The following is a 23539-nucleotide window of genomic DNA, read 5'->3' on the forward strand; positions in this document are numbered from 1 at the left end:
GGAAGTGGCGATGACGACGTACCTGGGTAGCGGAGACGAGCGGACGCACGACCGGGAGTACTTCCCGGAGTGGCTGCGCAACCTGGCCGACGACGTGACGATGGAGGCGTCGGTGATGAACGGGATCGTGCGCGGCCCGCAGGCGGTGCGCGACATTCTGAGGTTCGCCCGCACGCTGTACGGCTACCAGGAGTTCATCTTCAAGGGCGAGTACGGCGAGAACGGGTTCGCCGAGGACTACGCGGCACGGTTCGCCGACGACCGGCCGATCGGCAACGTCGTGGTGGTCCGGCGCAACCCGGCCGGACAGACCAGCGGGATCGTGATCAGCCACCGGCCGCTGGCGTCGGTGATCCTGTGGTCGCGGCTGATGCACGAGCACTTCAAGGACACCGCATACGGCCGGTACTTCCTGTCCGCGGACGAGGCCAAGGTCGCCGCCGAGCTGCCCTGACGGCCACGCGCCGCCGCGGCGTCAGTTCTCGCGGCGGGCGTAGTCGCCGATCCCGTGGCCGGTCATCTCCCGCGCCGTGTCCAGCCATTCGCTGAAGGCCTTGCGCCGCTGGGTTTTCGGGCCCTGGAGCGGTCCGGCGCGATCGCCGGCTACCGGGCCCACCTCGACGCGATAGCGCTCGGCCTCGGGTTCGACTGCCTGGTCTTCGTCACCATGCGCGAGTCCGATCGCGGCACCCGTGGCCGCGTTCGAGCAGGCCGTCGAGGCGATCGAGCACGTGGTCCAGGCGCAACGGCTGTTCGGCGACCCGGACTACCTGTTGCGCGTCGTCGCGCAGGACTTGGCCGCGTTCCAGCGGCTCTACGACGACCGCCTCGCCACCCTGCCCGGCGTCCAGCGCCTGAGCACGACCCTGGTCATGAAGAGCGTCGTCGGCGACCGCCCGCTGCCGATGTGACCTCTGGGCCAAGAGGGCGTTCACCCGTCCGGATGTCGGCAGCGGGGAACGCGGCGGAACACGCGCAGGCGAGGTGATACCGCGTCGCGGCGGCGCGCGATCGATCGGGTGATCACGGTGTCGGCGGGGGGTGATCGGCGCCGGCGGGATGGCATCATGGTTGCGCTCAGCGTCGAGCGCCCGGACTCCGACAGACACACTGAGAGGGCTACTGCGGAGTGATCAGGATTTGCCGCGGCCGCGACGGAAGCGGCGCGAAACGCATCGTCTTCAGCCTGCCCACCGACGAGCCGCCCGGCCGCGTCAGCGTGGTGGGTTCGTTCAACGACTGGACCCCCGGCCTGCACGACCTGCAACCCCGCACCATCGGACGCCGCTCCGTCAGTGTCGAGGTGGCCGCCGGCGTCGCCGTCCAGTTCCGCTACCTCGGGGAAAACGGCTACTGGTTCGACGACCCCGACGATCCGGACGTGCTCGGCCGGATCGCCGACCCACCGACGTAGCAGCCGCCGGCGGGATCACGGCTCGGCACTCGTGGCCAAGCTGGTCCGGTAGGCGAACACGACCGCTTGGACGCGGTCCCGCAGGTCCAGTTTGGTCAGGATGTTGGAGACGTAGGTCTTCACCGTTTCGAAGCCCAGCCCCGATTACTCGGCGATCTCCGTGTTCGCCAAGCCGGCCGCGATCAACCGCAGCACCTCGCGCTCCCGGGGTGACAGGACGGCCAGCGCCCGGCCGTCCGGCTCGGTGGCGGCCGGCCGGATGCGGGCGGCGAAGCGCCCGATCAGGTTCCGGGTCACGGCGACGGGCACCTGGGACGGGCGGCTGTGCGGTGAGGTGCTGGTGACCCTCACCGCCGCCGGGGACCGGATCGCCGGCGACTTGTCCGATTCGGACGTCTGGGTCGCGGTCTACGACACGTACCTCGACGGGTAGCCGATCCTCCGCGAACCGGTGCGCAACCCGGACGTCAAGATGAGCGCGAAGGTCCGAGCAACCACGGGGCGATCCTGAAGAAGGACGCGCCGCAGCTCAGTAGGCTCGTCTTCGCGGTGAGACTCCCCGGTCGAGGCGAGTGGGGTACGCCGGTCGTGGACACGGTTGTGCGGGCGTGTCGCGTAGGCTGAGCGCGGCGCGCCGGGAAGTCTGGTCGGCATCCGGATTCGGATCGGAGGACCGGCTGATGCGCGGGGTGGAAACCGTCCTGTTCCTGGTGATCGTGGCGACCGTGGTGGCTACGTTCGCCCGGCGGCTGCGGGTGCCCGCGCCGTCGTTGCTGGTCGTCGTCGGCGTGGTGGTCGGGCTGCTGCCCGGCGTTCCCGCGGTGCAGGTGACCCCGGACGTGATCAGCCTGGTCGTGCTGCCCCCGCTGCTGTTCGCCGCCGGGGAGGAGCTGCCGTGGCGGGACCTGCGCGCGGTCGGACGGCCGGTCGCGGTGCTGTCGGTCGGGCTGGTGCTGCTGTCGGCCGCGGCGGTGATCGGGATCGCGGTCGCGGTCACGCCGCTGCCGGTGGGGATGGCCTTCGTGCTGGGTGCGGTGCTGGCCAGCACCGACCCGGTCGCGGTGACGGCGCTCGCGCGGCGGCTCGCGCTGCCGCCGCGGGTGCAGGCGCTGATCCAGGCCGAAAGCCTGTTCAACGACGCCACCAGCCTGCTGCTGTTCCGGGTGGCGCTGTTCCTGGCCGTCGCCGGCGGGGCCGCGTCCTGGGGCCGGACGGTGGGGGAATTCGCCGTGCTCGCCGGTGGCGGGGTGGCGGTCGGGGTGCTGACGGCCCTCGGTGCGTTCCTGATCCGGCGGCGCACCGAAGACCCGGTCCTGGAGACGGTGATCTCCCTGGTCACGCCCTATGCCGGGTACGTCGTCGCCGAGTCGGTCGGCGGGTCGGGCGTGACGGCGGTCGTGGTGGCGAGCGTGATTCTCGGGACCCAGGCCGAGCGGCTGACGACGGCGCGGATCCGGCTGCAGGTCGGCGCGGTGTACCAGACCGTGGTGTTCCTGCTGGAGAGCGTCGTGTTCGGCCTGATCGGCCTGCAGCTGCCCGCCCTGGTGCGCCGGGTGGCCGGCGGCGGCCCGTGGTGGCTGCTGCAGGCGCTGGCCATCGCGGCGACGCTGGTGCTCGCGCGGCTGCTGCTGGTGTTCGTGCTCTCGGCACTGCGGCAACGGCGGCAGGACGGCCGCATCTCCTGGCAGGTGCCCGCCGTCGTGTCCTGGGCGGGCGCGCGGGGCGTGGTGCCGCTGGCGGCGGCACTGTCCCTGCCGGTGGCCACGATGGACGGTTCCGAGCTGCCCGCGCGCGACCTCGTGCTGCTGCTGACGACGGCCGTGATCGTGCTGACCCTCGTGGTCCAGGGCTTCACCCTCGCCCCGCTGGTCCGCCGGGCCGGGATCGCCCTCGACCCCGCCGACCTGCGCACCGAGTACGGCACCGCGCGTCGCAAGCTGGCCGAGGCCGGGCTGTCCCACCTGGACCACCTGGCCGAGACCGAGTCCGCGCCGGCGTTCGTCGTCGACCAGCTGCGGGCCGGCTGGCAGGCCCGGCTCGACCACATCCGCGGCGACACCGGCGAGGAGGCCGCGGACTGGGTGCGCGGAATCGACTTCCGCGCCCTGAAGCGCGAGCTGATCGACATCGAGACGGCCGAGCTCACTCGCCTGTTCGAGGCGGGCGAGATCACCGATGGCACCCGCAGGCGCATCCAGCGGCTGCTCGACCTGGAGCACGCGGGACTGGAGGACTGAGCGGGTTCACCGCGGCGGCGGCACCCGGCGGGCGGCGGGATCGTCGTCGTGGGTTTCGAGCCACCGGCCGGCGACGCGGAGGAGGACGGCCACCAGCGCGAAGCCGCCCATCAGCAGCAGCGCCCACCACAGATCGCTCATCGGATGAGGATGGACCCGGTGAGCCCGGCCTGACGAGGTCCCCGACGGGACCTTGACGGCGTCTTGACCCCGGATCTGGTGCAGGTGGGGCGGCTTCGCCGGCCTCCGGTCTGGACCGGCGAAGCCTGATCCCGGGGCTCCTGCGCGCCGAAACTCCGGAACTGGACACCTGACTACCCAGCTGTCCGAAAAAATCACACCGATCGGGGGATCCCTCGCTAGGCCGGATGGAGATGGTTGACTTTGCCGCTGCCGGGGTATCGCCGGAGAGCCGACGTCTTCAGCAGTGAGGGCGCGGAGCCGGGAAGGGTGGGTTCGTCATGCCCGAGGCCAGGAGCGACCCGGACCCGGCGCCGCCGTCGTGGTCGATGGATCTGCGCGGGACGAGCACGCCGGCGCTGGTCGAGGTCCGTCGCTGGGCGTCTCGGGCGCTGGCCCGGGTCGATGACGCCCATCTGGGGGACGTGCTCCTGGTGGCCACGGAGCTGGTGACCAACGCCTACGACCACGGCGACGGCCCGCTGCAGGTCCGGATGAGTCACACCCCGAGCTCGTGCCGGGTACGGATCGAAGTCGACGACAGCTGCCCGGACCATCCCGTGCTCGCCACGCCGTCGCTCGAACGCCCCGGCGGCCGCGGCATGCACATCGTGGCCAAGCTCGCCCGCACCTGGGGAGTGCGCGAGCACCCGGGCGGCAGCAAGACGGTGTGGGCCGAAGTGTCCTGCGACGGGATCGACGCGGTCCCGTGCGCGGCGATGGCCGGTTCCTGAGGCGGCTCTCCGCCCCGAGCGCGACCCGGACCGTGGTGACCGCCGCGAGCGATCCCGCCGTGGCCTCCCGGCCCACGCTGCCCGGACCGGTGTACCTGGGTCCGCCTGCCGGTCGCGTTCGGCTCGGCCGTCGCGCCCGCGTCCGGAGGTCAGGCGCCGAGGCGGCTGTAGAGCCGGCTGGCCAGGGACCCGGCCAGGCGGTTCAACGCCGCGTGCGGATCGAGCTGCGCGAACTGCCCGAGCAGCTCCGCCGCCGCGTACGCCTCGGCCTCCGACACCACCGCCACGCACCGCTCCCGCCGTCCTCGCTCCAGCAACCGCGTCAGCGCCTCGGCGTACTCGGAGAGGTCGGCGACCTCGGCCAAGCCGTAGCGCTGCTCGAGCGGCTCCTGGACGACCTCGTCACTCACGGTCATCTCCCTCTTTCCGATTGTCAGCGCGACACGCCCCAGAAAATCTATGTCGGCCGGAGTAGACATTCAACGGCGGGTGTGTGTAGTGTTCTTCTCGTACCGAGAGAGACAACGTCAAGCAGGCGCGGGAGAGGACGTAACTACCCGCGAGGTGAGACAAGACGGTCAGGCAGTGCGGAGCCGATCACGGAACAAGGTTTCGGCTGGTGACCGGGAGCAGTGACCCGGCGGCCGGGTTGTGAAGAAGGATCGACCAGGTAGTACCGGCCGCTGGGTGCAGTAAGTAGTGCAGGACGCGGGCGGAGCACGTGCACCCGTGAAGATCAGCAGTACCCGTAGTTGTTGTGTTGCAAGTGCAGTGGCAGGACCGGTCAGGTGGCCGGAGCCGATCGGTGAACGGGGCTCCGGGCAGTGACCAGCGGCGTCAGCGTGCTGGGACCGATCAGTGGAAGGGTTCCAGCGGTGGCGTTCGCAGCAAGTGAAGTGGCAGTACCGGCAAGAACAGCAGTATCCAGTAAGTGGAAAACACAGGAGAGAAGGGATCGGGAGCATCATTGGATCGCCCGCAGCGGCAAGGTAGCAGGGCCGCGCGGGTGCCGTAGTTCCATCGAGTTCGGAGGTGGTGCTCGGTCACGTATGAGCGATCCCCGCGAGTTCCGGTTTTCGGCCGGTCGCGGGTGCAGGAAGCCGGCGGTCGCGCCGGTGGACAATGGTGAAACCCAACCCTTTGAGGACCCCGGGTGCCGCGCGCGGCACCCGGGGTCCTTTGTGATGCGGAGGTGGAATGATTCCTGACCAAGCAGGACCGGCCGCGCCGGATGCGGCCGACAAGTTCGACGACGAGCACTACCCGGCCTACACCATGGGGCGGGCCGCGGACATGCTCGGCACGACGCAAGGTTTTCTGCGCAGCCTCGACGAAGCGGGGCTGATCACACCGCAGCGCTCCGCCGGCGGGCACCGCCGCTACTCGCGCCAGCAGCTGCGCCTGGCGGCCCGGGTGCGGGAACTGGTCGACCGGGGCACCGCGATCGACGCCGCCTGTCGCATCGTCAGTCTCGAAGACCAGCTCCACGAAGCGCAGCGCCTCAACTCCGAACTCCGCACCCGCGACTGATCTTTCGTCCCCGCCTGGCCTCGAAGCGGGAGTGACGGTCTGCGACCTGACCTCCCGCTACCTCAAACGTCCAGCCCGTCTCGTCGCCTCCGCGCGGGTCCGAAGGGGACACAGGGGCTCCTGCCTCGACTGGCGTATTGACGTGCCCACGCTGTTCGTCGATAGTGGTGACTCCCACCCGAAAATCGAACGGGAGCCGCAAGCCGCCTGAACTGTTAGCGCTAACATTCGTCATCGATGAACAAGGGAGTTCATGGTGCTTGCGCTGCCCGTGTTTCGCCGACTGCGCCGCCGAGTGACTGTCTCTTCGGCCGTGGTCGCGCTCGTCTTGCCCGGTCTGGTCGCCGCCGGCGGCACTTCGCAGGCCGCCGGGCAAGGACCCTGCGACATCTACGCCGCGGGCGGCACGCCGTGCGTCGCGGCGCACAGCACCACCCGCGCGTTGTTCACTGCCTACAACGGATCGCTCTACCAGGTGCAGCGGGCTTCGGACAACGCGGTGCGGGACATCGGGGTGCTGTCCGCCGGCGGCATCGCCGACGCGGCGGCGCAGGACACCTTCTGCGCGGGCACCACGTGCACCATCACCCGCGTCTACGACCAGACCGGCGCCGGGGGCAACACGCTGGTCTACCAGGGACCCGGGGGAACCGGCGGCGCGGACACCGCGGCGGTCGCGACCACCGAGGCCCTGACCGTCGGGGGCCGCAAGGCGTACGCGCTGTACATCAACCCCGGCAACAGTTACTTCGCCGGCGGCTCGGGTGTCCCGACCGGCAGCTCGCCCGAGGGCGAATACCTCGTCACCAGCGGCACGCACGTCAGCAACGGCTGCTGCTTCGACTACGGCAACACCGAAACCGACCACCGCGCCGACGGCAACGGCGCCATGGACGCGATCAACTTCGGCACGGAATGCTGGTTCGGCGGCTGTGCCGGAACCGGGCCGTGGGTGCAGGCGGACCTGGAGAACGGCCTGTTCTCCGGCGGCAGCACGACGTGGAACCCCGGCCAGGTCGCCCAGCCGAGCCACTTCGTCACCGCGATGCTGAAGAACAACGGTACGACGCAGATGGCCCTTCAAGGCGCCAACGCGCAATCCGGCGGCCTGACCAAGTTCTACGGCGGCGCGCTGCCCGGTGGCTACAACCCGATGCACAAGCAGGGGGCCATCATCCTCGGCAGCGGCGGCGACTGCTGCCAGACCAACCGGAACGCCAGCGCGGGCACCTTCTACGAAGGCGCCGTGGTCAAGGGCTACCCCTCCGACGCCACCGATGCCGCGGTCCAGGCCAACATCGCCGCGGCGGGCTACGCCACCGGCACCACCCCCTTCACGCCCGGGGCGAAGGTCTCGCTGCAGGCCACCACTTCCTGCTGCACAGGCGACTTCCTGCGCCACGACACCGGTGACGACAAGGTCGTGATCGCGCCGGTGACCGCGAGCAGCACGGCGACGGACAAGGGGGCCGCCACCTGGATCGTCCGGCCCGGCCTGGCCGACGGCAGCTGCATTTCCTTCGAGGCGGCCGACGCGGCGGGCAGCTACCTCCGGCACTACGCGTTCCAGCTCCACCTCCAGCCGAAGGACGGGACCGGCCAGTTCGCCGCCGACGCCACGTTCTGCCCCACACCGGGGAACAGCGGCGCCGGGTATTCGTTCCAGTCGGCCAACTTCCCGGCGAAGTACCTGCGCCACTACAGCTCGACGGCCTACATCGCGAGCGACGGCGGCACCAGCGCCTGGGACACCACGTCGTTGTGGCGTGAGGACAGCAGCTGGCTCGCCGCGTCGCCCTGGGGCTGATCCCCCTCGACCACGGGCACGGCTTCCCCGCAGCGTCGCAGGGGGGCCGTGCTCGTTTCCAGCCGGTTCAGCGCGCGCCCGGGCGCCCGGGCCGACATCATGGGCCCATGACCCGTCCGGGACCCGGTACCGTGTGGCGCCGCCTGGTGCAGTTCCTGCTGGACGAGCTACTCGTCTTCGTGCCGATGCTGCTGCTCGCGATCGCGGTGGTGTGGCTGTTCCACCCGCACGGCACCGGCCTGCGGCCGTTCCTCGAGGTCGTGGTCTACACCATGCTGGGACTGGACTTCCTCGGCCTGGTGTTCGTCATGGTGTGGTGGCCCTACCGGCACGGTGGCCAGACGCCGGCGATGCGCTGGCTGCGGCTGCGGGTCGAGACGGCGGACGGCGCTCACCCGTCGCTGGGCGCGTTCGCGCTGCGGGAGCTGCTGATGCTCGTCGACGGCTTCGCGTGGGGGCTGGCCGGGCTCGTCGTGATGATGTGCACCCCGCGGCGGCAGCGGTTCGGCGACATCGTCGCGCGCACGGTGGTCGTGCGCGTGCCGCGATCAGCGCACCACGCCGCTTTCCCAGGCCCAGATGGCGATCTCGGTGCGGTTGCGGGCGCCGAGCTTGCGCTTGGCCGCGCCGATGTGCGTCTTGACGGTGGGCAGCGACACCACCAGTGAGCGGCAGATCTCGTCGTTCGTCTCGCCGCGGGCGACCGCCTTCACGACGTCGAGCTCGCGCGGGGTGAGCGGGTTTCCGGTCTCTGCGGTGCGTTGCGGAGCGCGGCGCGCGAAGTGGGCGAGCAGCTTCGTCGTGATGGCAGGGGAGACGAGCGCTTCGCCGTGGGCGGCGGCGTGCACCGCTTCGATCAGCAGGTTCGGCCCGGCGTCCTTGAGCAGGAACCCGCAGGCGCCGGCGCGCAAGGCCGCGTGCACGTTCTCGTCGAGCCCGAACGTCGTCACCATCACCACGTGCAGCGGGTCCGGGACGTCCGGGCCGGCCAGCAGCTCGGTCGCCCGCAGCCCGTCCACGACGGGCATCCGGATGTCCATCAGCGTGACGTCCGGGCGCAGCTCCCGGGCCAGGCGCACGGCCTGGTCGCCGTCGGCGGCCTCGCCGACCACCTCCAGGTCGGGTTCGCCTTCGAGGATCAGCCGGAACCCCGCGCGGACCATCGCCTGGTCGTCGGCGATCAGCACTCGCGTCGGCACCCGGCCCGTCCTTCCCCCTCGGCCCTTCCTGCGCTCAGCCCGGTTCGAGGGGCAGCTGCGCGACGACGCGCCAGCGCTGCCCGTCCGCCGGTCCCGCCTGCACCGTACCGCCCACCGCCGCGACCCGCTCCGCCATCCCGAGCAGGCCATAGCCGCCGCTGCGGCGGGCGGGCCGGTCGGCACCGTCGTTGACCACCTCGATCCGCAGTTCGCCCGGGGGCTCCTGGCGCACGAGCACCCGGACCTCGCGGGCGTCGGGGGAGTGCCGGCGGACGTTGGTCAGCGACTCGGTGAGCAGCCGGTGCGCGGTGGTCACCACCTCCGGCGCGACCGCGACCGCGGCGAGGTCGGCGCCCAGCTCGAGGTGGACGCGGTCGTCGTCGGGGACCGCGCTGTCCACGACACCGGGCAGGTCGGCGGGCGGGACGAAGAGGTCCTCGTCCCCGGTGCGCAGCGCGCCGACGAGCCGACGCATCGACGAAAGGGCCGTCGCCCCCGCTGCCTCGAGCTCGGCGAACGTCGCGGTGTCGCCGCCGGTGCGCTCGGCGACCCGGTGCGCGGCCTGGACCCGCACGACGATCCCGGTGATCTGGTGGGCCACCAGGTCGTGCAGCTCCCGCGCCAGCCGCAGCCGTTCGGTGGCGCGGACTTCGAGGACCGCCACGCGGTGGCGGACGTCGGCGTCGCGCAGGACGAGGCCGCCGGCCAGCGCCCCGCCCCAGACCACCGCCGCGCCGGCCGAATAGAGGGCGGCCGGCCCGTCGGTGCCGTAGCGCAGGATCGGGCCGAGGGTGACCGCCGCGCCGCCGAGCACCGCCTGCGCGGCGGCCGACCGCGGCGAGAGCCGGTGGCAGCAGGCGCCGACGAGCAGCCCGACGGCGAGGGTCTCGGCCGCGCCGGGCTGGGGCGGCAGCCGCGAGCCCGCCGCGGCGACGCCGGCGGTGATCGCGGTGCCCAGCAGGGAAAGCCCGGCGACGCCGGTGGCGAGGACGGCGACGTGGCCGGGGAACCGTCGCCGCAGCACGGCCAGCAGCGCCACGACCGGGCCGACGCACGGCGCGAACTCGATCGCGAAGATGGCCAGTCCGCCCTGCGCCGGCCCGGCCCGGGCCGCGAAGACCGAGTCCAGCACGACGAGTGCGCCGAGGACGACCGCCTCGGCCACCAGCGGGCCACGGCGGCCGGTCCACGGGATCCGCGAGATCAACGCGGGCCGTCCGGAGTCATGCGCCGATCGTGCCGCACTTCGCGCGCTGACGCCGCTCTCGCGCCGCGATCTCGTACCCGGGTATGAGGTTTCCGGCCGCATCTCGTGCTGCCGGCTGATCGCCGCGGCGCCGGATCCCGTGAGACTCGAAGCCATGGTCGAGAACCGAGGGACGCCGATGCGGGAAGAAAACTTCATGACCGGGCCACGCGCCACGGGCGAGCGGGTCGAGGGCCTGCCCGGCTGGTATTTCGTGCTCATCGGGCTGCTCGTCGCGAGCACGGACCTGAGCCAGCAGTTCAGCGATCGCCACAGCTGGGTGGCGCTGCTGCCGGTCGCGCTGGTCGCGGTGCACCTGACCCTGTGGTTCACCCTGCTGAACCGCCGGCGCAAGTACCTGCGCGCGATCTGGCGCAGCAGGCAGGCGCTGGTCCTCGTCGGGGTCCTGTTCGCGCTGAGGCTGCTGCTGCAGGTGGGGCTGGCGAAGCTCACCGACGAGGCCGCACCGCTGCACAGCTACCGGCACCTGGTCATCGGCCTGGTCATGCTGGTGGTGACGACCGCGGGCGCGTGGTTCGACCAGCGGCTCGTGCTGCGGGTGGTCAATAAGAATGCGGCCGGCCGGACGTCGTGATCCAGCTGCACGCAGTCCTCACCCGGCTGCGCCCGCAGCGGTGATTCCCTTCGAGGCGGCTCGGCCGTCACCCGACTTCTCTGTGCAGGAACACGATGGCGCCGCCGGTGCTCATCAGGCCGGCGAGGATGGCAGCCGGGGTATTGCCGCCGGCGAGGTAGGTGAGGACTCCGACGGCGACCCCGCAGGTCAGGCCGAGCAGGAGCACCACGGCGGCGCGGACGCTGAGCAGCGGCGTGGGCGGTTTCGGCATCGGGGACTCCTGCCAGTCGGCCCGGCAGTTGCGTCTGAGCCGCGGCTGGTCGGCGCAACGCCTCGCCGACGAGTGCAAGCTCGCCGGCTTTCCGGCGTTGACGCGATCTGCTCGGCTCGGCCGCCGCGGCCGAGAGATTCCTCCGCGAGCAGTTCACGAACATCGTCATGGAGTCGGGCGAGACCCGGCTGCTGTGGCAGGTGCTGCAGGCGGAGATGCCGGACCTGCCTGCCGAGCTGCTGTCCGCGCCGAGCTCACGAGCGGCCATGGCGGAAATCGTCGATCGGTGTGCCCAGGTGACAGGTGGGCTCGGCGCGCTGGCGCAGGCCGTGGAATTGCTGCGGCCCGGAAGCGACGAGTCGGCTCGGTTGCGGGAACTGGCCGGACAGCTCACGCCGAGCGCCGGCGACATCGACGCCCTGCGCGGCATCGTCGGGGACGTTGTCGTTCCCGACCTCGCCGAGCTGGCCCGCGAGGCCACCGGTGGCCCTCTCGAGTGGGCAGGCGAGGACGTCGTCGACACCTACTTGGAGTTGTTCGAGCTGTCGGCCGACAAACGGTCGTTGACCCCGCTGATCTTCCTCGAACTGGTCGCCGGCCGGACACCGGCTGTCCAGGACGCCCTGCGGGAGTGGACCAACCGGCAGGCGGCTCTGCTGGAAGTGCGGTACGAACTCACCCGGTTCCGGAACGAGCGGTTTCCCCGCCCTGCCGTCCGCGAGACGTTGACGCTGATGATCAGCATCAGCGAGGCCGAGGACGACGAAGACCAGTACCTGCTCGCCGCGTGGCGGCAGCGCGACCCGCACGAGTGGCCGCCACCGCGTGGGCCGGTCGTCCGAGCGAGCCGTGCGAACCTCGAAGCTGCCGTCGATGCCATCGTCATCGACGCCGAAACCGCGTGGGCCGCCCATGCCGGCGATATCCGAGTGGAATTCCTACTGCCACACTCGTTGCTTCATCTCCCCATCGCCGAGTGGCGGACCGAGCTCGCCTCCGCCGCGCCGATACCACTGACCCTGCAGTATCCCGTCATCGTCCGCTCGCTCGAACGGATGCGGTCGCCCCACTGGCACCGTGCGTGGCGTATGCGTGCGAAGCGACTCTCGCTGTCGAACTCGGCGGACAACCTTTTCCTGCTGCCGCGCGAAAGAGCGGACCCGTTGCGCGACTTCGCGGTGCTCTCCGACGAAAGGTGGACGGCGGTCGCGATCGACACGCCGCCGGCCGGCGGCCCCGCTGCCTTGTCCGACGAGCTCGCTTCTGTCCTCCGTACGGGGATACCCGTTGTCGTGTGGCACCGGGACGGCACTGCCGAGGCCGCCGCGGAGGCGGTGCGAGAACTGATGGGCGACACGCCGCTGAACGAGCTTCCGCAGCGGGTGGCCGAGGCTCGCCGTGACGCGCTCCGGGATCCGGCAAATGCTCCGGCACACGATCTGGTGGTGCTCTGGGACGATCCTGTTCGTGTCGTTTCAGCCACGGAGCTCGACTTGACCGGCACCGAAGTGGAGCACTGAGCGTTGCCGGCCACGGTGTCCTGAACTTCGGCGAACGAGCGGCCCGGCTACTCAGCCGTGCTGACCTGTACGGCCAGCGTGGCGCTCGCCGTCCCGGCCAGACCGGCGAGCTCGAGGATGCGCAGCGGAGGTGACCCGGCGCGACAGCGGACGGTCAGGGAAATCCCCCGGCGCTTCGCCAGCCCGGCCGAGTCCAGCAGCAGGGCGATGCCGCAGCTGCTGAGGTAGGTCACCCCGGCGATGTCGATGTCGATGCCGGCGGCTGCTGTGGTGTCGAGGTGGTGCAGGACGGCGGGCCGGAGGTCGTCGATCGTGGTGAGGTCGAGGTCGCCGGACACCCGCAGGACCAGGCGGCCGGGGGTGGTGTGGTCGACGGCCAAGGCCGCCGGTGCCGGCTCGGGGACGGTGATCGGTGCGGGTGCCGGCTCGGTGCCGGGTGTGGTGGTGGTGATCGTGAACCGGACGGTGGTGCCGTGGTCGTCGTGATCGAGGCTGAACCGCTCGGACAGCGCGGTGATGATCGCGATGCCGCGGCCGCGGTGGCCGTTGTCGGCGGGCTCGGGGCGCCAGGTGCCGTTGTCGTGGACGACGACGTCGAGCTGGCCGGCCGCGGTCCGGGTCACGGTGCAGGTCGCTTCGCCGCGAGCGCCGGGGAAGGCGTGCTCGACGGAGTTGGCCACGGCTTCGCCGACAGCCAGGTTCAGGTCGTCGTGCAGCTCGCGGGACAGCCCCACCTGAGCCGACCAGCGGGCCAGGTCGTCGCGGACCGTGCGCAGCAGAGTGGTGTCGGCGGTCGTGCGCCGGTGCAGCGGCGGTGGCATGAGCCGGACCGCGAGGAGCGCGACGTCGTCGTCCTGCCCGGTGTCGAGGAGGCTGCCGGTGATCGCGGCGACCTGGCGGTCCGGCGCCGAGGCGTGGAACCGGCCGGCGGCCTCGCAGAGCCGCCGCAAGCCGTCGTCGATCAGCTCTTCGCGGCGTTCGACGAGCCCGTCGGTGTAGAGGATCACCGACGCGCCGGGGGAGAGGGTCGTCGTCTGCTGCTCGTAGCGGGCCGAGCCGGCAGCGCCGAGGACGCTGCCGCTCCCGGTCAGCAACCGCGGGGCACCGGCCTCGACCACGAGCGGGGGCAGGTGACCGGCGGTGGCCCACGTCAGGTCGCCGGTGTCCCAGTCGATGGTCAAGCACGCACAGGTGGTGCCGGCCGCGCCGTCGGTGCGGGCGGCGAAGGCGGCGAGCCGGTCGAGTGCCGCGGCCGGGCCGTGCCCGTCGAGCAGGCTGCCGGCCAGCGCCGTCCGCAGCTGCCCCATGACCGCGGCGGCCTGAGGCCCCTTGCCGACGACGTCGCCGACCGACAGCGCGACCCGGGAACCGCCGAGCGGGATGACTTCGTACCAGTCTCCGCCGGTCTGGGCGTGGACGGTCGCCGGCTGGTACCGCGCAGCCGCGGCGAGGCCGGGGAGCGCGGGCAGCTCGCGGGGCAGGAGGCTGCGCTGCAGAGTCTCGGCGATCTCGTGCTCGCGTTGCAGGAGCAGGTCGCGTTCGGCCTCGCGGCGGCGGCGTTCGGTGACGTCGCGGCCGATGGCCTGCACGCCCGAGGGGGTGGCCTGGATGCTCAGCTCGAGTGCCATTCCGGTGCCGTCGGCGCGGCGGACCTGGTGGATTTCGCTGACCTCCAGGACGGTGCCGGGGTCGGCGATCACCTGCCGCCAGCGTTGGTCACCGCCTTCGTCGAGCAGCTTCGTGATGGGCGTGCCGAGCAGCTCCTCGCGGGTGTAGCCGAGCAGCTCGCAGGCCGCCGGGTTGATCTCGACGAACCGCAGGTCGCGGTCGAGCACCCAGATGGCGTCGGTCGCGCGTTCCACCAGCAGCCGGTGGCGCTGCTCGCTGTCGCGCAGGGCACGCAGGGCGTGGGTGCGCTGGATGGACTCCCAGCACCGGTTGACGACGAGCTCGACCAGTTCGACCTCGGCCGCCGTCCAGTGCCGGACGGTGGCCTGGTGGACGGCCATCGCGGCGGCGAACCGGCCACCACGCAGCAGCGGCACGCAGATCACCGCGCGGATCCCGGTGACGCGGTAGGCGTCGAGGTCGGCGGGGTCCAGCCGGTCGTCGTGGCGGCTGTCGTCGACGACCCAGGACCGGCCGGCCCGCATCGCCGTGACACAGCCGTCGCCGAAGGCGGACATGGCGAAGCGGCCGGGCAGCGGGGGCAGGCCGGTGGCGTGGTCGCCGCTCATCAGGAAGTGGTCCTGGTCCTCTTCGGCCTCGGCGTAGGCGCAGCGGTCGGCTTCGAGGTATTCGCCGAGGCTCTGGGCGGCGTAGACCATGATCTGCTCGGCGTCGTCGAACTGCTGCAGCCCTCGCTCGAACTCGGCGAGGAAACGCTGCCGCCCGGTTTCCGAGCGCCGTTCGGAGACGTCCAGCAGAACGCCGTGGACCGCGCCGTCCGGGGAGACCTGGCCGAGTTCCCGCACCCACACCTGCCGGCCGTCCACCGTGAGCGCACGGTAGGTGAGTTCGTACTCGCCACCCCGCGCCCACCGCTGCGCCCGGGTCCGCGCGCAGCGGTCGCGGTCGTCGGCGTGGACCACCGACAGCGCGAAAGCCGGATCCGACAGCCACGCGGCGGGCGGGTACCCCAGCAGCGCCTCGCAACCGGCGGAGACGAACGAGTACGCGCCACTGCCGGCGTCGGCTGCCCACACCACAACAGGCAGCCGGCCGGCCGTCTCCGGCAGGTCTGTGCTCATCGGTTCGAACTCTCCGCGGAGGAATGCCGGTCGACGACCCGATCCGGCGGCCAGCCACAGAGGGTACCGGCCGTTGCGGAATTGCGCTCCCGCGTGACCGGCGAGCCCGGGATTCCGCGGGGAGGGTGGTCCCGAACCGCCCCCGCGCTCAGTCCACCTGCACGGGACCACCGTGGGAGACGAGGCCGCCGAGGGCCGGGACCGCCGCACCGATCAGGAGCGCCGGGCCGGCGTCGGCGGGGCGGCGGTTCGCGGCGAGGCTCTGGTCTGAACCCGGCCGCCAACCTGGGCCGGCGACGCTCGGGGCCGTGGGCCTCCGTGCCGATGGCTTGACCCCAGTCTGCTGCCACGGGCGCGAGCGCGCCAGGGCCCTGAGCCCTTGTCCATCGCGCGTTCGGGTGACGATGTTCCCGGCGGGAGTGAGATCCCGGTTCGAGGAGGTGACCTGCAGCGGCCGCCGCACCGCCCGGTGGCCGGCGCTCAAGCGCCCGGCGTGACGATCCGGCTGGTCTCGGTGAGCGACTGTCTGTCCACTTCGGACTTATCCGGTCCGGAGCTCAGCCGCTCGAGCGACCGGGATGCTCGCGCGGGTGCGGTTCCGCGATGCCGTCGACGGGTTCGAGCCCGAGAACGGCGAGCAGCAACGCGCAGTCCTCCGCGTCGATCGCCGCCGACGCCACCGCCCGGGCGCCGTGGTAGCGCTGGTCGCGAGTGAGGTCGAAGCCGGTCTCTTCCAAGGGGCGTGCCGGGACGCGCCTCATCGGCCTGGCGACGGGTCGGGGTGACTCAAGCCTCGCGAAGCCGCAGTGGTCATCGGGTTCTCCGGCGGTATCGGCTGCTGCGGGTGGCGCCGCCGGGGACCGGGGCGGGACGCGCGCCTGGGGCTGACGCGGCGTCAGCGCAGCCGGACTCTCCAGGGTAGCACCGCGGAAGTCTCCGGACAGTCGTCCGATCGGCTTCGCCTGGGGCAGGGGCGACTTCGCGCGGTAGGGTGCGGGAGAACGCACCCGCGGTGGCGGAGCTGATCCGGACCTTGTCTTTTTCCGAGTCGGTGTGGTGTGAGGAACACCGGCTCGGAGGAGAACAGATGCGGCGGCGGGTGGCCGGTGGCTGAAATCGACGTGCTGCGGGAGAGCGTGCTGGCCGCGCTCTCCGGCGGTCAGTCCGGCGACGGGGTCGAAATGGTCGGCCGGGTGTGCCGTGCGTGCGTCCGGCTGCTTCCGGTGGACGGCGCCGCGGTGTCGGTGATGGCCGATGCCGGACATCGAGAGGCCGTCTACACCAGTGACACGGTGAGTGCGGCGCTGGCCGAACTCCAGTTCGCCCTCGGGGAAGGGCCGTGTTTCGAGGCCTACACCCACGGCGGCCCGGTCCTGGTCGCCGATCTCGGCGCCGGGCTGCCCACCAGCCGGCCGGTGTTCGCCGCGCAGGCCGCCGAGTATCCCGTGGCGGCGTTGTTCACCTTCCCGCTGCACATCGGCGTCGTGCGGGTGGCGACGTTGGACACCTACCGCTCGACGCCGGGCTCGCTGGCCGCCGACGAGCTCGCGGTCGCCCTGCAGGTCGCGGACCTCGCCGCGCCGGCCCTGTCCGGGCTGCTCGGCGGCGACCGGTGGCTCGACGGGGACAGGCGGTGGATGGCGGGGGCCGGGATGCGGCACCGCGAGGTGCACCAGGCCACCGGGATGCTCATCGCGCACCTGGACGTGCCGGCCGCGGAGGCGCTGGCCCGGATGCGCGCGTACGCGTTAGGGCACGGCCGCGCGTTGCGGGACGTCGCCGCCGACATCGTCGCCTGCCGGCTCGAATTGGACCGGAAGGCATGGTGAGGACCACCATGAAGACATCCGACGAGCAACCAGGAGATGGTGGCGATGGCCGACCGTGAACGACAGGTGACCCGGACGTTCGTCGCGCTGGCCGACACCCTCGTCGACGACTACGACGTCGCCGACCTCCTGCACACGCTGGTGCTGCGCTGCGTGGAGCTGCTCGACGTCGCCGCGGCCGGCCTCACGCTGGTCGACGAGCGCGGGAGTGTTCAGGTGCTCGCGTCCTCCACCGAGCAGGCCCGGCTGCTGGAGCTCTTCCAGCTCAGCACCGACGAGGGCCCGTGCGTGGAATGCTTCGCGACCCGGGCCCCGGTCCTGGTCGCCGACGTCGCCGCCGAGGCCACGCGGTGGCCGCGGTTCGCGGCCGAGGCCTCCCGGCAGGGGTTCGCGTCGGTGCACGCGCTGCCGATGCGGCTGCGCAAGCAGATCGTCGGCGCGCTGAACCTGTTCGGCACCCGGCCCGGTGAGCTCGGCGCCGACGATGTCCACCTGGCGCAGGGGCTGGCCGACACGGCGACGATCGGCATCCTCCAGGAGCGGGCGATCCGGCATGGCGAGGCGGTGTCCGAGCAGCTGCAGACGGCCCTGAACAGCCGGGTGACCATCGAGCAGGCGAAGGGAGTCCTCGCGGTGACCGGCCGGCTCAGCATGGACGACGCCTTCACCGCGTTGCGCGGCTACGCCCGCAGCCACAACCTCCTGCTCGGCGAAGTCGCCCGCGGGCTCGCCGAGCGGCGGCTCGACCCCGCACTCGTGCTGGCCCGGCACGACCGCAAGCTCTGACCGGCGTCATCGGGTCGTGAGGTACGGCCCCGGATCGCTGCCGGCGCGAGCACCGTCGGCGAGCCAGTGGAGGAAGCCGCTCCGGTCGCGGCGTTCGATCTCGTCGAGGTAGTCCTGCCGGCGTTGAACCAGCTGACGGCGGGCCGGTACGTCCTGGGTGACCAGCAGCCGGCAGTAGCTGCGCCGCCAGGCCGTACACAGTTCGTCCGTGCTCAGCGCGGCAACCGGGCGAGCCGGCGGAGGCTGGGCGACGACCTCACCCGTCCCGGGCCCGGACCGGGCGGGTTTGCGCCGCAGGTCGGCCACCAGCGCGACCGAGGCGAGCGCGACCACCACGGATGCGGTCGGCCACCCGCCCAGCGCGGCCAGCATTCCGGAGATGGTGAAGCACAGCGCGAAGAAGATTCCCGCAGCGAGGGCGCCTGCCCGCAGACCGGCGGCGCGCGGCCGGGCCGGCGCCGCGCGCCGGACGTGCGGAACGACGACGGCGGCGAGCGTGCCGGCTGCCAGTCCCAGCAGGCACAGGCCGGCAAGCACGCCGGCGGGTGTGTGCAGCACGCCGATCGTCGCGAAAACGCAGACGGCGAGCGTGGCCGTGGCCCGGATCGTGCGTGCGGGCATGGTCGGCCTCCGCGTTCGGGGCGAGTGCCGGGCCGTTCGCCGGCGCCGCCGTCGGGGATCAGGAACGCCGAGGTCTGGGGCGGTTTCGACGTTAGCCGACGCCGCGGGCCGCGCCAATGCCTGCCGGCCGAACCACTCGGTCGGCGCTGCCGGCCCGCGAGACCGCCGCGTACGCTGGGTCACCGCCCCGGACCCCGGCGAGTGCCCGTCGACCGCCGACCGAATCGGGGTGTGCCGTGGAATCACCGCTGGACGACCTCCATGACGAGTACCCGGTGGGCTGGGTCCTCACCTACCGGCGCCGGGGGACGGCCGCCGGCCGGCCGTTCGGCGCTTGCGCGGTCGGGATGGTTCTCGGCCCGCCGGTGCGGGATGCGTGCACCGGCCTCGAATCCATTCCGCTCGCCTCGCCCGGCGACGGCCGGACGGTCTGGGTGCCGGACCGGGACGTGATCGGCATCGACCCCCGCCGGCCCCCGGGCGGCGGTACCGCGCCCGCACTCCGCTGACGTCTGTCCGCAAAGGACGTTCGCGAGCAGGCGACCCGCCCGGCTGAGGTGCTGTGCTCCCGTGAACCTGCACACGCATCGGAAAGAGCTCTGCGTGGTTGATGAAATCGTTGTGACGTAAAGGTTTCCCTTCGACCGTTCGGTGGAGTGACGATGCGTGCGGGCTCGGTAACCTGTCGGTGGAATCGTGTCTCGTCCCGGACCCCGGCGGTGCACCCCACCTGGCGAATGTTCGGGAGGTCGCAGCATGGGCGTGCGGCTGCAATGGGTGTTCGGTCCGGTGGCTTCGGCCGCCGGCCTCCGGCGGGCACCCCGGGAAGAGCACCCCGCGAGCGCCGGGCAACCACCGCGTCCAGGGCTGGGCAGTGCGCTGGCTCTGACCGGTTTCCTCGCCGCGACCAGGATCGCGGAGACCGCCACCGGCGTCGTGCTGTCCGCGGCCGAGGTGCTGGGCGGGCCGAACACCTCGTCGAAGCACGCGGATGCCGCGCCCGGTGGAGAGTGAGCGGCGACCGTGGCCGTCCCACCAGCCGGGCACCCCGGCGTCCGGATCGGTGCGCTCGACGTCGACCGGCTCGAGGCCGCCACCGGGGCGTTCCGGGCGCTGGACTACCGGTACGGCGGCGGATCCTGCCGCGACGCGCTGCAGCTGCTGCTGCCGTACGCGGACCTGATGCTGTCGGGGGTCGTCCCGGAAAGGCTCGCGGCCCGGTTGTGGACCGCGGTCGCCGATCTGCACAACCTCGCCGGTTGGGCGAGCTTCGACGCGGGCCGGCCGAGGGCGGCGCTGGGTGCCTTCGGGCGGGCGCTGGAGCTGGCGGGGCTCGCCGGCAATGACGAGCTGGTGGCGAATGTCCGCTATCGGATCGGCCGGCTGTACCTGCACTACGACGCCGTCGAGGAGGCGGCGAGCCAGTTCGAACACGGGCAGGTCGCGGCGGGCCGCACGAACTCCATGCTCGCCCGCGCGATCCTGTCGGCCAACCTGGCGTGGGCACAGGCGAAGCGGGGCGACGTGGCGGCAGTGCCGGCGTTGCTCCACGCGGCCAGGGACGCGTTCGCCTCCGCCGGACCGGCGCCGTCGCCGTGGTCGGCGTTCTTCGGCGAGCTCGATCTGGCGGCGATGATCGGGACCGTGCACGTCGAACTGGCCCAGCGCGTGGATGTCCGGTACAGCGGTTCGGCGATCGAGGCGCTCACCACCGCGGTGGACGGCTACGGACCGGCGATGACGCGGAGCCGGTCGTTGACGCAGATCTGGCTCGCGACCGGGTACGCCCTGGTGGGCGACCTCGGCCGAGCAGCGCGGATCGGCGGGGAGGCGATCGAGGCCGCCACCGGACTGCGTTCGGAGCGGACGAAGCAACGGATGTCGCCGCTCGCCGCGGCCGCCGCCCGGTATCCCGGCGACACCGATGCGCACGACATCCTCGACCGGATCGAGCGTCTGCGCGACGTGGCAGGCACTGACGAGAGCGCCCACCGCGAGACCTTGGGCTGCGCGCGGCGCGCTCACCGGCCACCGTAGTTCCGCAGGAACAGGGCCTCCGCCAACGCCATGGCCGCGATCTCCTCCGGAGCGACGCTCTCGTTGGGCGCGTGGATGCGCGCCTGCGGTTCCTCGACGCCGATCAGCAAGATCTCGGCGTCCGGGTACGTCTCGGCCAGCACCGTGCACAACGGGATCGACCCGCCCTGGCCCAGCCGGCTCACCGGACGGCCGTAGGCGGCCTGCATCGCCTCGGCCATCGCGCGGTGGGCCGGGCCGCCGGTGGCGGCGTCGAACGGCTCGCCGATCCCCTCCACGTCCACCGAAACCTCCACGCCCCAGGGGGCGGCGGCCAGCAGGTGCTCGGTCAGCGCGCACGCTGCCGCGTGCGGGTCGGTGCCGGGCGGGATCCGCAGGTTCAGGCGGGCCCGGGCGCACGGGGCGATGGCCGTCGTGGAGCCGATCACCGGCGGGCAGTCGATGCCGAGCACGGTCAGCGCCGGGCGCGCCCACAACGTGTCCGCTACCTCGCCGTCGCCGAGCAGGACCGCGTCGGACGGCAGGCCGGCGTCCGCCCGGAACCGCGCGGCCGGGTACGGGGCGCCGGCCCAGCGGCCGTCGCCGGGCAACCCGTGCACGGTGGTGTTGCCCTTCTCGTCGCGGAGGGTCGCGAGCACCGCGGCGAGCGCGGCCAACGCGTCCGGGGCCGGGCCGCCGAACATGCCGGAGTGCAGCTCGGACGGCAGGGCTTCGACGTGGACGACGACGTTCACCATGCCGCGGAGGCTGACCGTGACGGCGGGGTGGCCGACCGCGGCGTTCCCGGTGTCGCCCACCAGGATCGCGTCGGCGCGCAGCAGCCCGGGGTGTTCGGCGACGAACGCCTCCAGCCCGCCCGTGCCCTGTTCCTCCGACCCCTCCACGACCACCTTGAGGTCGACCGGCACGTCGTCGCCGAGCGCCCGCAGCGCCGTGAGGTGCATGAGGATGTTGCCCTTGCAGTCGGCCGCGCCGCGGCCGTACCAGCGTCCGTCCACTTCGGTCAGGCGGAACGGCGGTGTCCGCCACTCGTCGTCGGCCAACGGCGGCTGGACGTCGTAATGGGCGTACAGCAGCACCGTCGGGGCGTCCTCGCGGCCGCACGGCCGGGTCCCGACGACGGCCTGGCTGCCGTCCGGCGTGCCGGCGAGGCCGGTGTCGAACCCGGCCTCGGCGAACGCGCCGGCGACCCAGGCCGCCGCCCGGTGGCACTCCTCGGGCGGGAACTGCCGCGAGTCGGCGACCGAGCGCATCGCGACGAGGCCGGCGAGTTCACGGCGGGCCCGCGGCATCAGCGCCGCGATCCGGTCCCGGAGGTCCGAACGCGTCATGACGGGCTCACCTCCGGCTGCCGCCACGACGGCTTTCGCAAGCGGTAGAACAGGAACGGCACCAGCAGACCGAGGCCGAGCGCGCCGCCCGCGACGATCCCGACGTACAGCCACGGGCTGCCCGAGCCGAACTGCGACGGCGGGACGAACCCGACCAGCAGCGCGGCCAGCGACGCGCAGAACCCGACACCGCAGAGGCCGAGCAGCATCGGCGCGCGGAAGCCGCGCGGCTGCTCCGGGTACTTGCGCCGCAGCCGGACCGCCGCGACGAACAGCAGCAGGTACACGATCAGGTACACCTGGGTGGTGATCACCGAGAAGATCCAGTACGCGCTCGACACGTCCGGGATGAACGCGTAGAGCAGGGCGATGGCCGTGGTGATCGCGCCCTGGGTGACGAGGATGTTCTGCTGCACGCCCCGGCGGTTGAGCCGCTGCAGGAACGGCGGCAGGTAGCCCTCCTGCCGGGCGATCAGCAGCAGGCCCTTCGACGGGCCGGCCAGCCAGGTCAGCATTCCGCCGAGCGAGGCCAGGACGAGCAGGATGCCGATCACCGGCGTCAGCCACTGGAGGCCGAACCCGGCGAAGACGGCGTCGAACGCCTGCATCACCCCCGCTGTGAGCGAAAGCCGGTCCGCCGGGACGATCCAGCTGATCGCCAGCGCGGGCAGGATGAAGATCAGCAGCACCAGCCCCATCGCCAGGAACATGGCGCGCGGGAACTCCTTGCCCGGCTTGCGCAGCGACGACACGTGCACCGCGTTCATCTCCATGCCGGAGTAGGACAGGAAGTTGTTGACGATCAGCACGAGGCTCGCCAGCCCGGCCCACGCGGGCAGCAGGTGGCTCGCCGACATCGGCGCCGCGGACGGGTGGCCCTGCCCGAGGAACACGAGCCCGAGGACCACCAGCAGCGCGCCCGGCAGCAGGGTCCCGACGACGAGGCCGCCGCCGGCCAGCCCGGCCACGCCCTTGGTGCCCCGGGAGGAGACCCAGACCCCCGACCAGTACGCCACGACGATGACCGCGGCCGTCCACCACCCGCTGGTCGCCAGGTCCGGGTCGAACACGTACGCCAGCGTGCTCGCGACGTACCCGAGCAGGCTCGGGTAGTAGAAGATCGTCATGGCGAACTGGCACCAGACGGCCAGGAACCCCATCGGCTTGGAGATCCCGAGCGCCACCCAGTTGTAGACCCCGCCCGGCCAGCCGGAGGCCAGCTCGGCCGAGACCAGGGAGGTCGGCAGCAGGAACACGATCGCCGGGACGACGTAGAGGAAGACGGCCGCGAGCCCGTACACGGCCATCGTCGGCGACGGGCGCAGGCTCGCGACCGATCCGGTCGTCATGAGCGCGAGCGCCACCCAGGAGATCCACGCGGCCGCCGGCGGCCGCACACGACCCGCCCGCTCGGCGGGCGGTGGCTCGGCCGGTTCCTGGGACCGGTTCGGTCGGTTGGTCGTGGACATG

The 23539-nt window shown here is 72.2% G+C and carries 26 protein-coding genes and 1 pseudogene; 15 read left to right on the top strand and 12 right to left on the bottom strand.

All coding sequences use genetic code 11. The features are described from left to right. The first annotated feature begins 10 nt into the window (after positions 1-10). Positions 11-454, top strand: coding sequence for a hypothetical protein (locus AB0M93_RS02145; RefSeq protein WP_364267328.1), 444 nt, complete (start codon positions 11-13; stop codon positions 452-454). Between the two features lie 21 nt (positions 455-475). Here AB0M93_RS02145 and AB0M93_RS02150 read toward each other — a convergent pair whose 3' ends face one another. Continuing rightward, positions 476-616 (bottom strand): hypothetical protein, encoded by a 141-nt coding sequence (locus AB0M93_RS02150; RefSeq protein ID WP_364267331.1) that lies wholly within the window; start codon positions 614-616, stop codon positions 476-478. Between the two features lie 76 nt (positions 617-692). On the opposite strand from AB0M93_RS02150, the gene AB0M93_RS02155 reads away from it, so the two are divergent. Continuing rightward, the gene (locus AB0M93_RS02155; RefSeq protein WP_364267334.1) at positions 693-911 is read left to right on the top strand and encodes an Lrp/AsnC ligand binding domain-containing protein; all 219 of its coding nucleotides are present in this window, start codon (positions 693-695) and stop codon (positions 909-911) included. Between the two features lie 218 nt (positions 912-1129). Continuing rightward, complete coding sequence (locus AB0M93_RS02160) at positions 1130-1414, top strand: isoamylase (protein WP_364267336.1); 285 nt, start codon at positions 1130-1132, stop codon at positions 1412-1414. A gap of 15 nt (positions 1415-1429) precedes the next feature. Here the strand turns inward: AB0M93_RS02160 and AB0M93_RS02165 are convergent. Further along, positions 1430-1711 (bottom strand): annotated as a pseudogene (locus tag AB0M93_RS02165) (LuxR C-terminal-related transcriptional regulator); the annotation flags it as partial. Positions 1712-2094: 383 nt separating this feature from the next. Here AB0M93_RS02165 and AB0M93_RS02170 point away from each other — a divergent pair. Continuing rightward, on the top strand, positions 2095-3651 hold the full coding sequence (locus tag AB0M93_RS02170; protein ID WP_364267339.1) for a Na+/H+ antiporter: 1557 nt from the start codon (positions 2095-2097) through the stop codon (positions 3649-3651). A 6-nt stretch (positions 3652-3657) separates the two neighbouring features. On the opposite strand, the gene AB0M93_RS02175 is transcribed toward AB0M93_RS02170, so the two are convergent. Continuing rightward, on the bottom strand, positions 3658-3792 hold the full coding sequence (locus AB0M93_RS02175) for a hypothetical protein (RefSeq protein ID WP_364267342.1): 135 nt from the start codon (positions 3790-3792) through the stop codon (positions 3658-3660). A gap of 320 nt (positions 3793-4112) precedes the next feature. On the opposite strand from AB0M93_RS02175, the gene AB0M93_RS02180 reads away from it, so the two are divergent. Further along, entirely contained in the window at positions 4113-4565 is a 453-nt protein-coding gene (locus AB0M93_RS02180) for an ATP-binding protein (RefSeq protein ID WP_364267345.1), read from the top strand. 149 nt (positions 4566-4714) lie between these two features. On the opposite strand, the gene AB0M93_RS02185 is transcribed toward AB0M93_RS02180, so the two are convergent. Then, positions 4715-4975 carry a hypothetical protein gene (locus AB0M93_RS02185; protein WP_364267348.1) on the bottom strand — a complete coding sequence of 87 codons (261 nt, stop codon included), beginning with the start codon at positions 4973-4975 and terminating at the stop codon, positions 4715-4717. Positions 4976-5762: 787 nt separating this feature from the next. Between AB0M93_RS02185 and AB0M93_RS02190 the strand changes: the two genes are divergently transcribed. From AB0M93_RS02190 to AB0M93_RS02200, 3 genes are all read left to right on the top strand, one after another. Beyond that, positions 5763-6095, top strand: coding sequence for a helix-turn-helix domain-containing protein (locus tag AB0M93_RS02190; RefSeq protein ID WP_364267351.1), 333 nt, complete (start codon positions 5763-5765; stop codon positions 6093-6095). Between the two features lie 253 nt (positions 6096-6348). Next, positions 6349-7902: an alpha-L-arabinofuranosidase B gene (locus tag AB0M93_RS02195; protein ID WP_364267354.1), complete on the top strand. Its 1554-nt coding sequence runs from the start codon at positions 6349-6351 to the stop codon at positions 7900-7902. Positions 7903-8009: 107 nt separating this feature from the next. Then, positions 8010-8570 carry an RDD family protein gene (locus tag AB0M93_RS02200; protein WP_364267357.1) on the top strand — a complete coding sequence of 187 codons (561 nt, stop codon included), beginning with the start codon at positions 8010-8012 and terminating at the stop codon, positions 8568-8570. Here AB0M93_RS02200 and AB0M93_RS02205 read toward each other — a convergent pair. Both AB0M93_RS02205 and AB0M93_RS02210 read right to left on the bottom strand, forming a co-directional pair. Next, positions 8451-9101 (bottom strand): response regulator transcription factor, encoded by a 651-nt coding sequence (locus tag AB0M93_RS02205; protein ID WP_364267360.1) that lies wholly within the window; start codon positions 9099-9101, stop codon positions 8451-8453. The two genes, AB0M93_RS02200 and AB0M93_RS02205, sit on opposite strands and share 120 nt — an antisense overlap. Before the next feature lie 34 nt (positions 9102-9135). Further along, entirely contained in the window at positions 9136-10308 is a 1173-nt protein-coding gene (locus tag AB0M93_RS02210) for a histidine kinase (protein WP_364267363.1), read from the bottom strand. 154 nt (positions 10309-10462) lie between these two features. Between AB0M93_RS02210 and AB0M93_RS02215 the strand changes: the two genes are divergently transcribed. Continuing rightward, positions 10463-10942: a hypothetical protein gene (locus tag AB0M93_RS02215; protein ID WP_364267366.1), complete on the top strand. Its 480-nt coding sequence runs from the start codon at positions 10463-10465 to the stop codon at positions 10940-10942. A 67-nt stretch (positions 10943-11009) separates the two neighbouring features. Here the strand turns inward: AB0M93_RS02215 and AB0M93_RS02220 are convergent, their stop codons facing one another. Next, complete coding sequence (locus tag AB0M93_RS02220) at positions 11010-11195, bottom strand: hypothetical protein (protein ID WP_364267369.1); 186 nt, start codon at positions 11193-11195, stop codon at positions 11010-11012. A gap of 167 nt (positions 11196-11362) precedes the next feature. Here AB0M93_RS02220 and AB0M93_RS02225 point away from each other — a divergent pair, with 167 nt between their 5' ends. Continuing rightward, positions 11363-12715 (top strand): hypothetical protein, encoded by a 1353-nt coding sequence (locus tag AB0M93_RS02225; protein WP_364267372.1) that lies wholly within the window; start codon positions 11363-11365, stop codon positions 12713-12715. Between the two features lie 47 nt (positions 12716-12762). On the opposite strand, the gene AB0M93_RS02230 is transcribed toward AB0M93_RS02225, so the two are convergent. Beyond that, entirely contained in the window at positions 12763-15465 is a 2703-nt protein-coding gene (locus AB0M93_RS02230; protein WP_364267375.1) for a SpoIIE family protein phosphatase, read from the bottom strand. A 557-nt stretch (positions 15466-16022) separates the two neighbouring features. Then, on the bottom strand, positions 16023-16202 hold the full coding sequence (locus AB0M93_RS02235) for a hypothetical protein (protein ID WP_364267378.1): 180 nt from the start codon (positions 16200-16202) through the stop codon (positions 16023-16025). A 369-nt stretch (positions 16203-16571) separates the two neighbouring features. On the opposite strand from AB0M93_RS02235, the gene AB0M93_RS02240 reads away from it, so the two are divergent. Further along, positions 16572-17294: a GAF and ANTAR domain-containing protein gene (locus AB0M93_RS02240; RefSeq protein WP_364267381.1), complete on the top strand. Its 723-nt coding sequence runs from the start codon at positions 16572-16574 to the stop codon at positions 17292-17294. Between the two features lie 45 nt (positions 17295-17339). Next, the gene (locus tag AB0M93_RS02245; protein WP_364267384.1) at positions 17340-18080 is read left to right on the top strand and encodes a GAF and ANTAR domain-containing protein; all 741 of its coding nucleotides are present in this window, start codon (positions 17340-17342) and stop codon (positions 18078-18080) included. A gap of 6 nt (positions 18081-18086) precedes the next feature. On the opposite strand, the gene AB0M93_RS02250 is transcribed toward AB0M93_RS02245, so the two are convergent. Then, positions 18087-18701 carry a hypothetical protein gene (locus AB0M93_RS02250; protein WP_364267387.1) on the bottom strand — a complete coding sequence of 205 codons (615 nt, stop codon included), beginning with the start codon at positions 18699-18701 and terminating at the stop codon, positions 18087-18089. Positions 18702-18937: 236 nt separating this feature from the next. Between AB0M93_RS02250 and AB0M93_RS02255 the strand changes: the two genes are divergently transcribed. From AB0M93_RS02255 to AB0M93_RS02265, 3 genes are all read left to right on the top strand, one after another. After that, the gene (locus AB0M93_RS02255; protein WP_364267390.1) at positions 18938-19210 is read left to right on the top strand and encodes a hypothetical protein; all 273 of its coding nucleotides are present in this window, start codon (positions 18938-18940) and stop codon (positions 19208-19210) included. 247 nt (positions 19211-19457) lie between these two features. Next, positions 19458-19715 carry a hypothetical protein gene (locus tag AB0M93_RS02260; protein ID WP_364267393.1) on the top strand — a complete coding sequence of 86 codons (258 nt, stop codon included), beginning with the start codon at positions 19458-19460 and terminating at the stop codon, positions 19713-19715. 9 nt (positions 19716-19724) lie between these two features. After that, positions 19725-20738 (top strand): hypothetical protein, encoded by a 1014-nt coding sequence (locus AB0M93_RS02265; RefSeq protein ID WP_364267396.1) that lies wholly within the window; start codon positions 19725-19727, stop codon positions 20736-20738. On the opposite strand, the gene AB0M93_RS02270 is transcribed toward AB0M93_RS02265, so the two are convergent. Then, on the bottom strand, positions 20723-22069 hold the full coding sequence (locus AB0M93_RS02270) for a dipeptidase (protein ID WP_364267399.1): 1347 nt from the start codon (positions 22067-22069) through the stop codon (positions 20723-20725). The two genes, AB0M93_RS02265 and AB0M93_RS02270, sit on opposite strands and share 16 nt — an antisense overlap. Beyond that, a complete protein-coding gene (locus AB0M93_RS02275) occupies positions 22066-23538 on the bottom strand; it encodes an APC family permease (protein WP_364267401.1) in 1473 nt (490 codons plus the stop codon). Before AB0M93_RS02275 ends, AB0M93_RS02270 begins: the two co-directional genes overlap by 4 nt. Position 23539 lies beyond the last annotated feature (1 nt).

Source organism: Amycolatopsis sp. NPDC051102, from assembly GCF_040682815.1.
In the GTDB taxonomy this organism is placed as follows: Bacteria; Actinomycetota; Actinomycetes; order Mycobacteriales; family Pseudonocardiaceae; genus Amycolatopsis.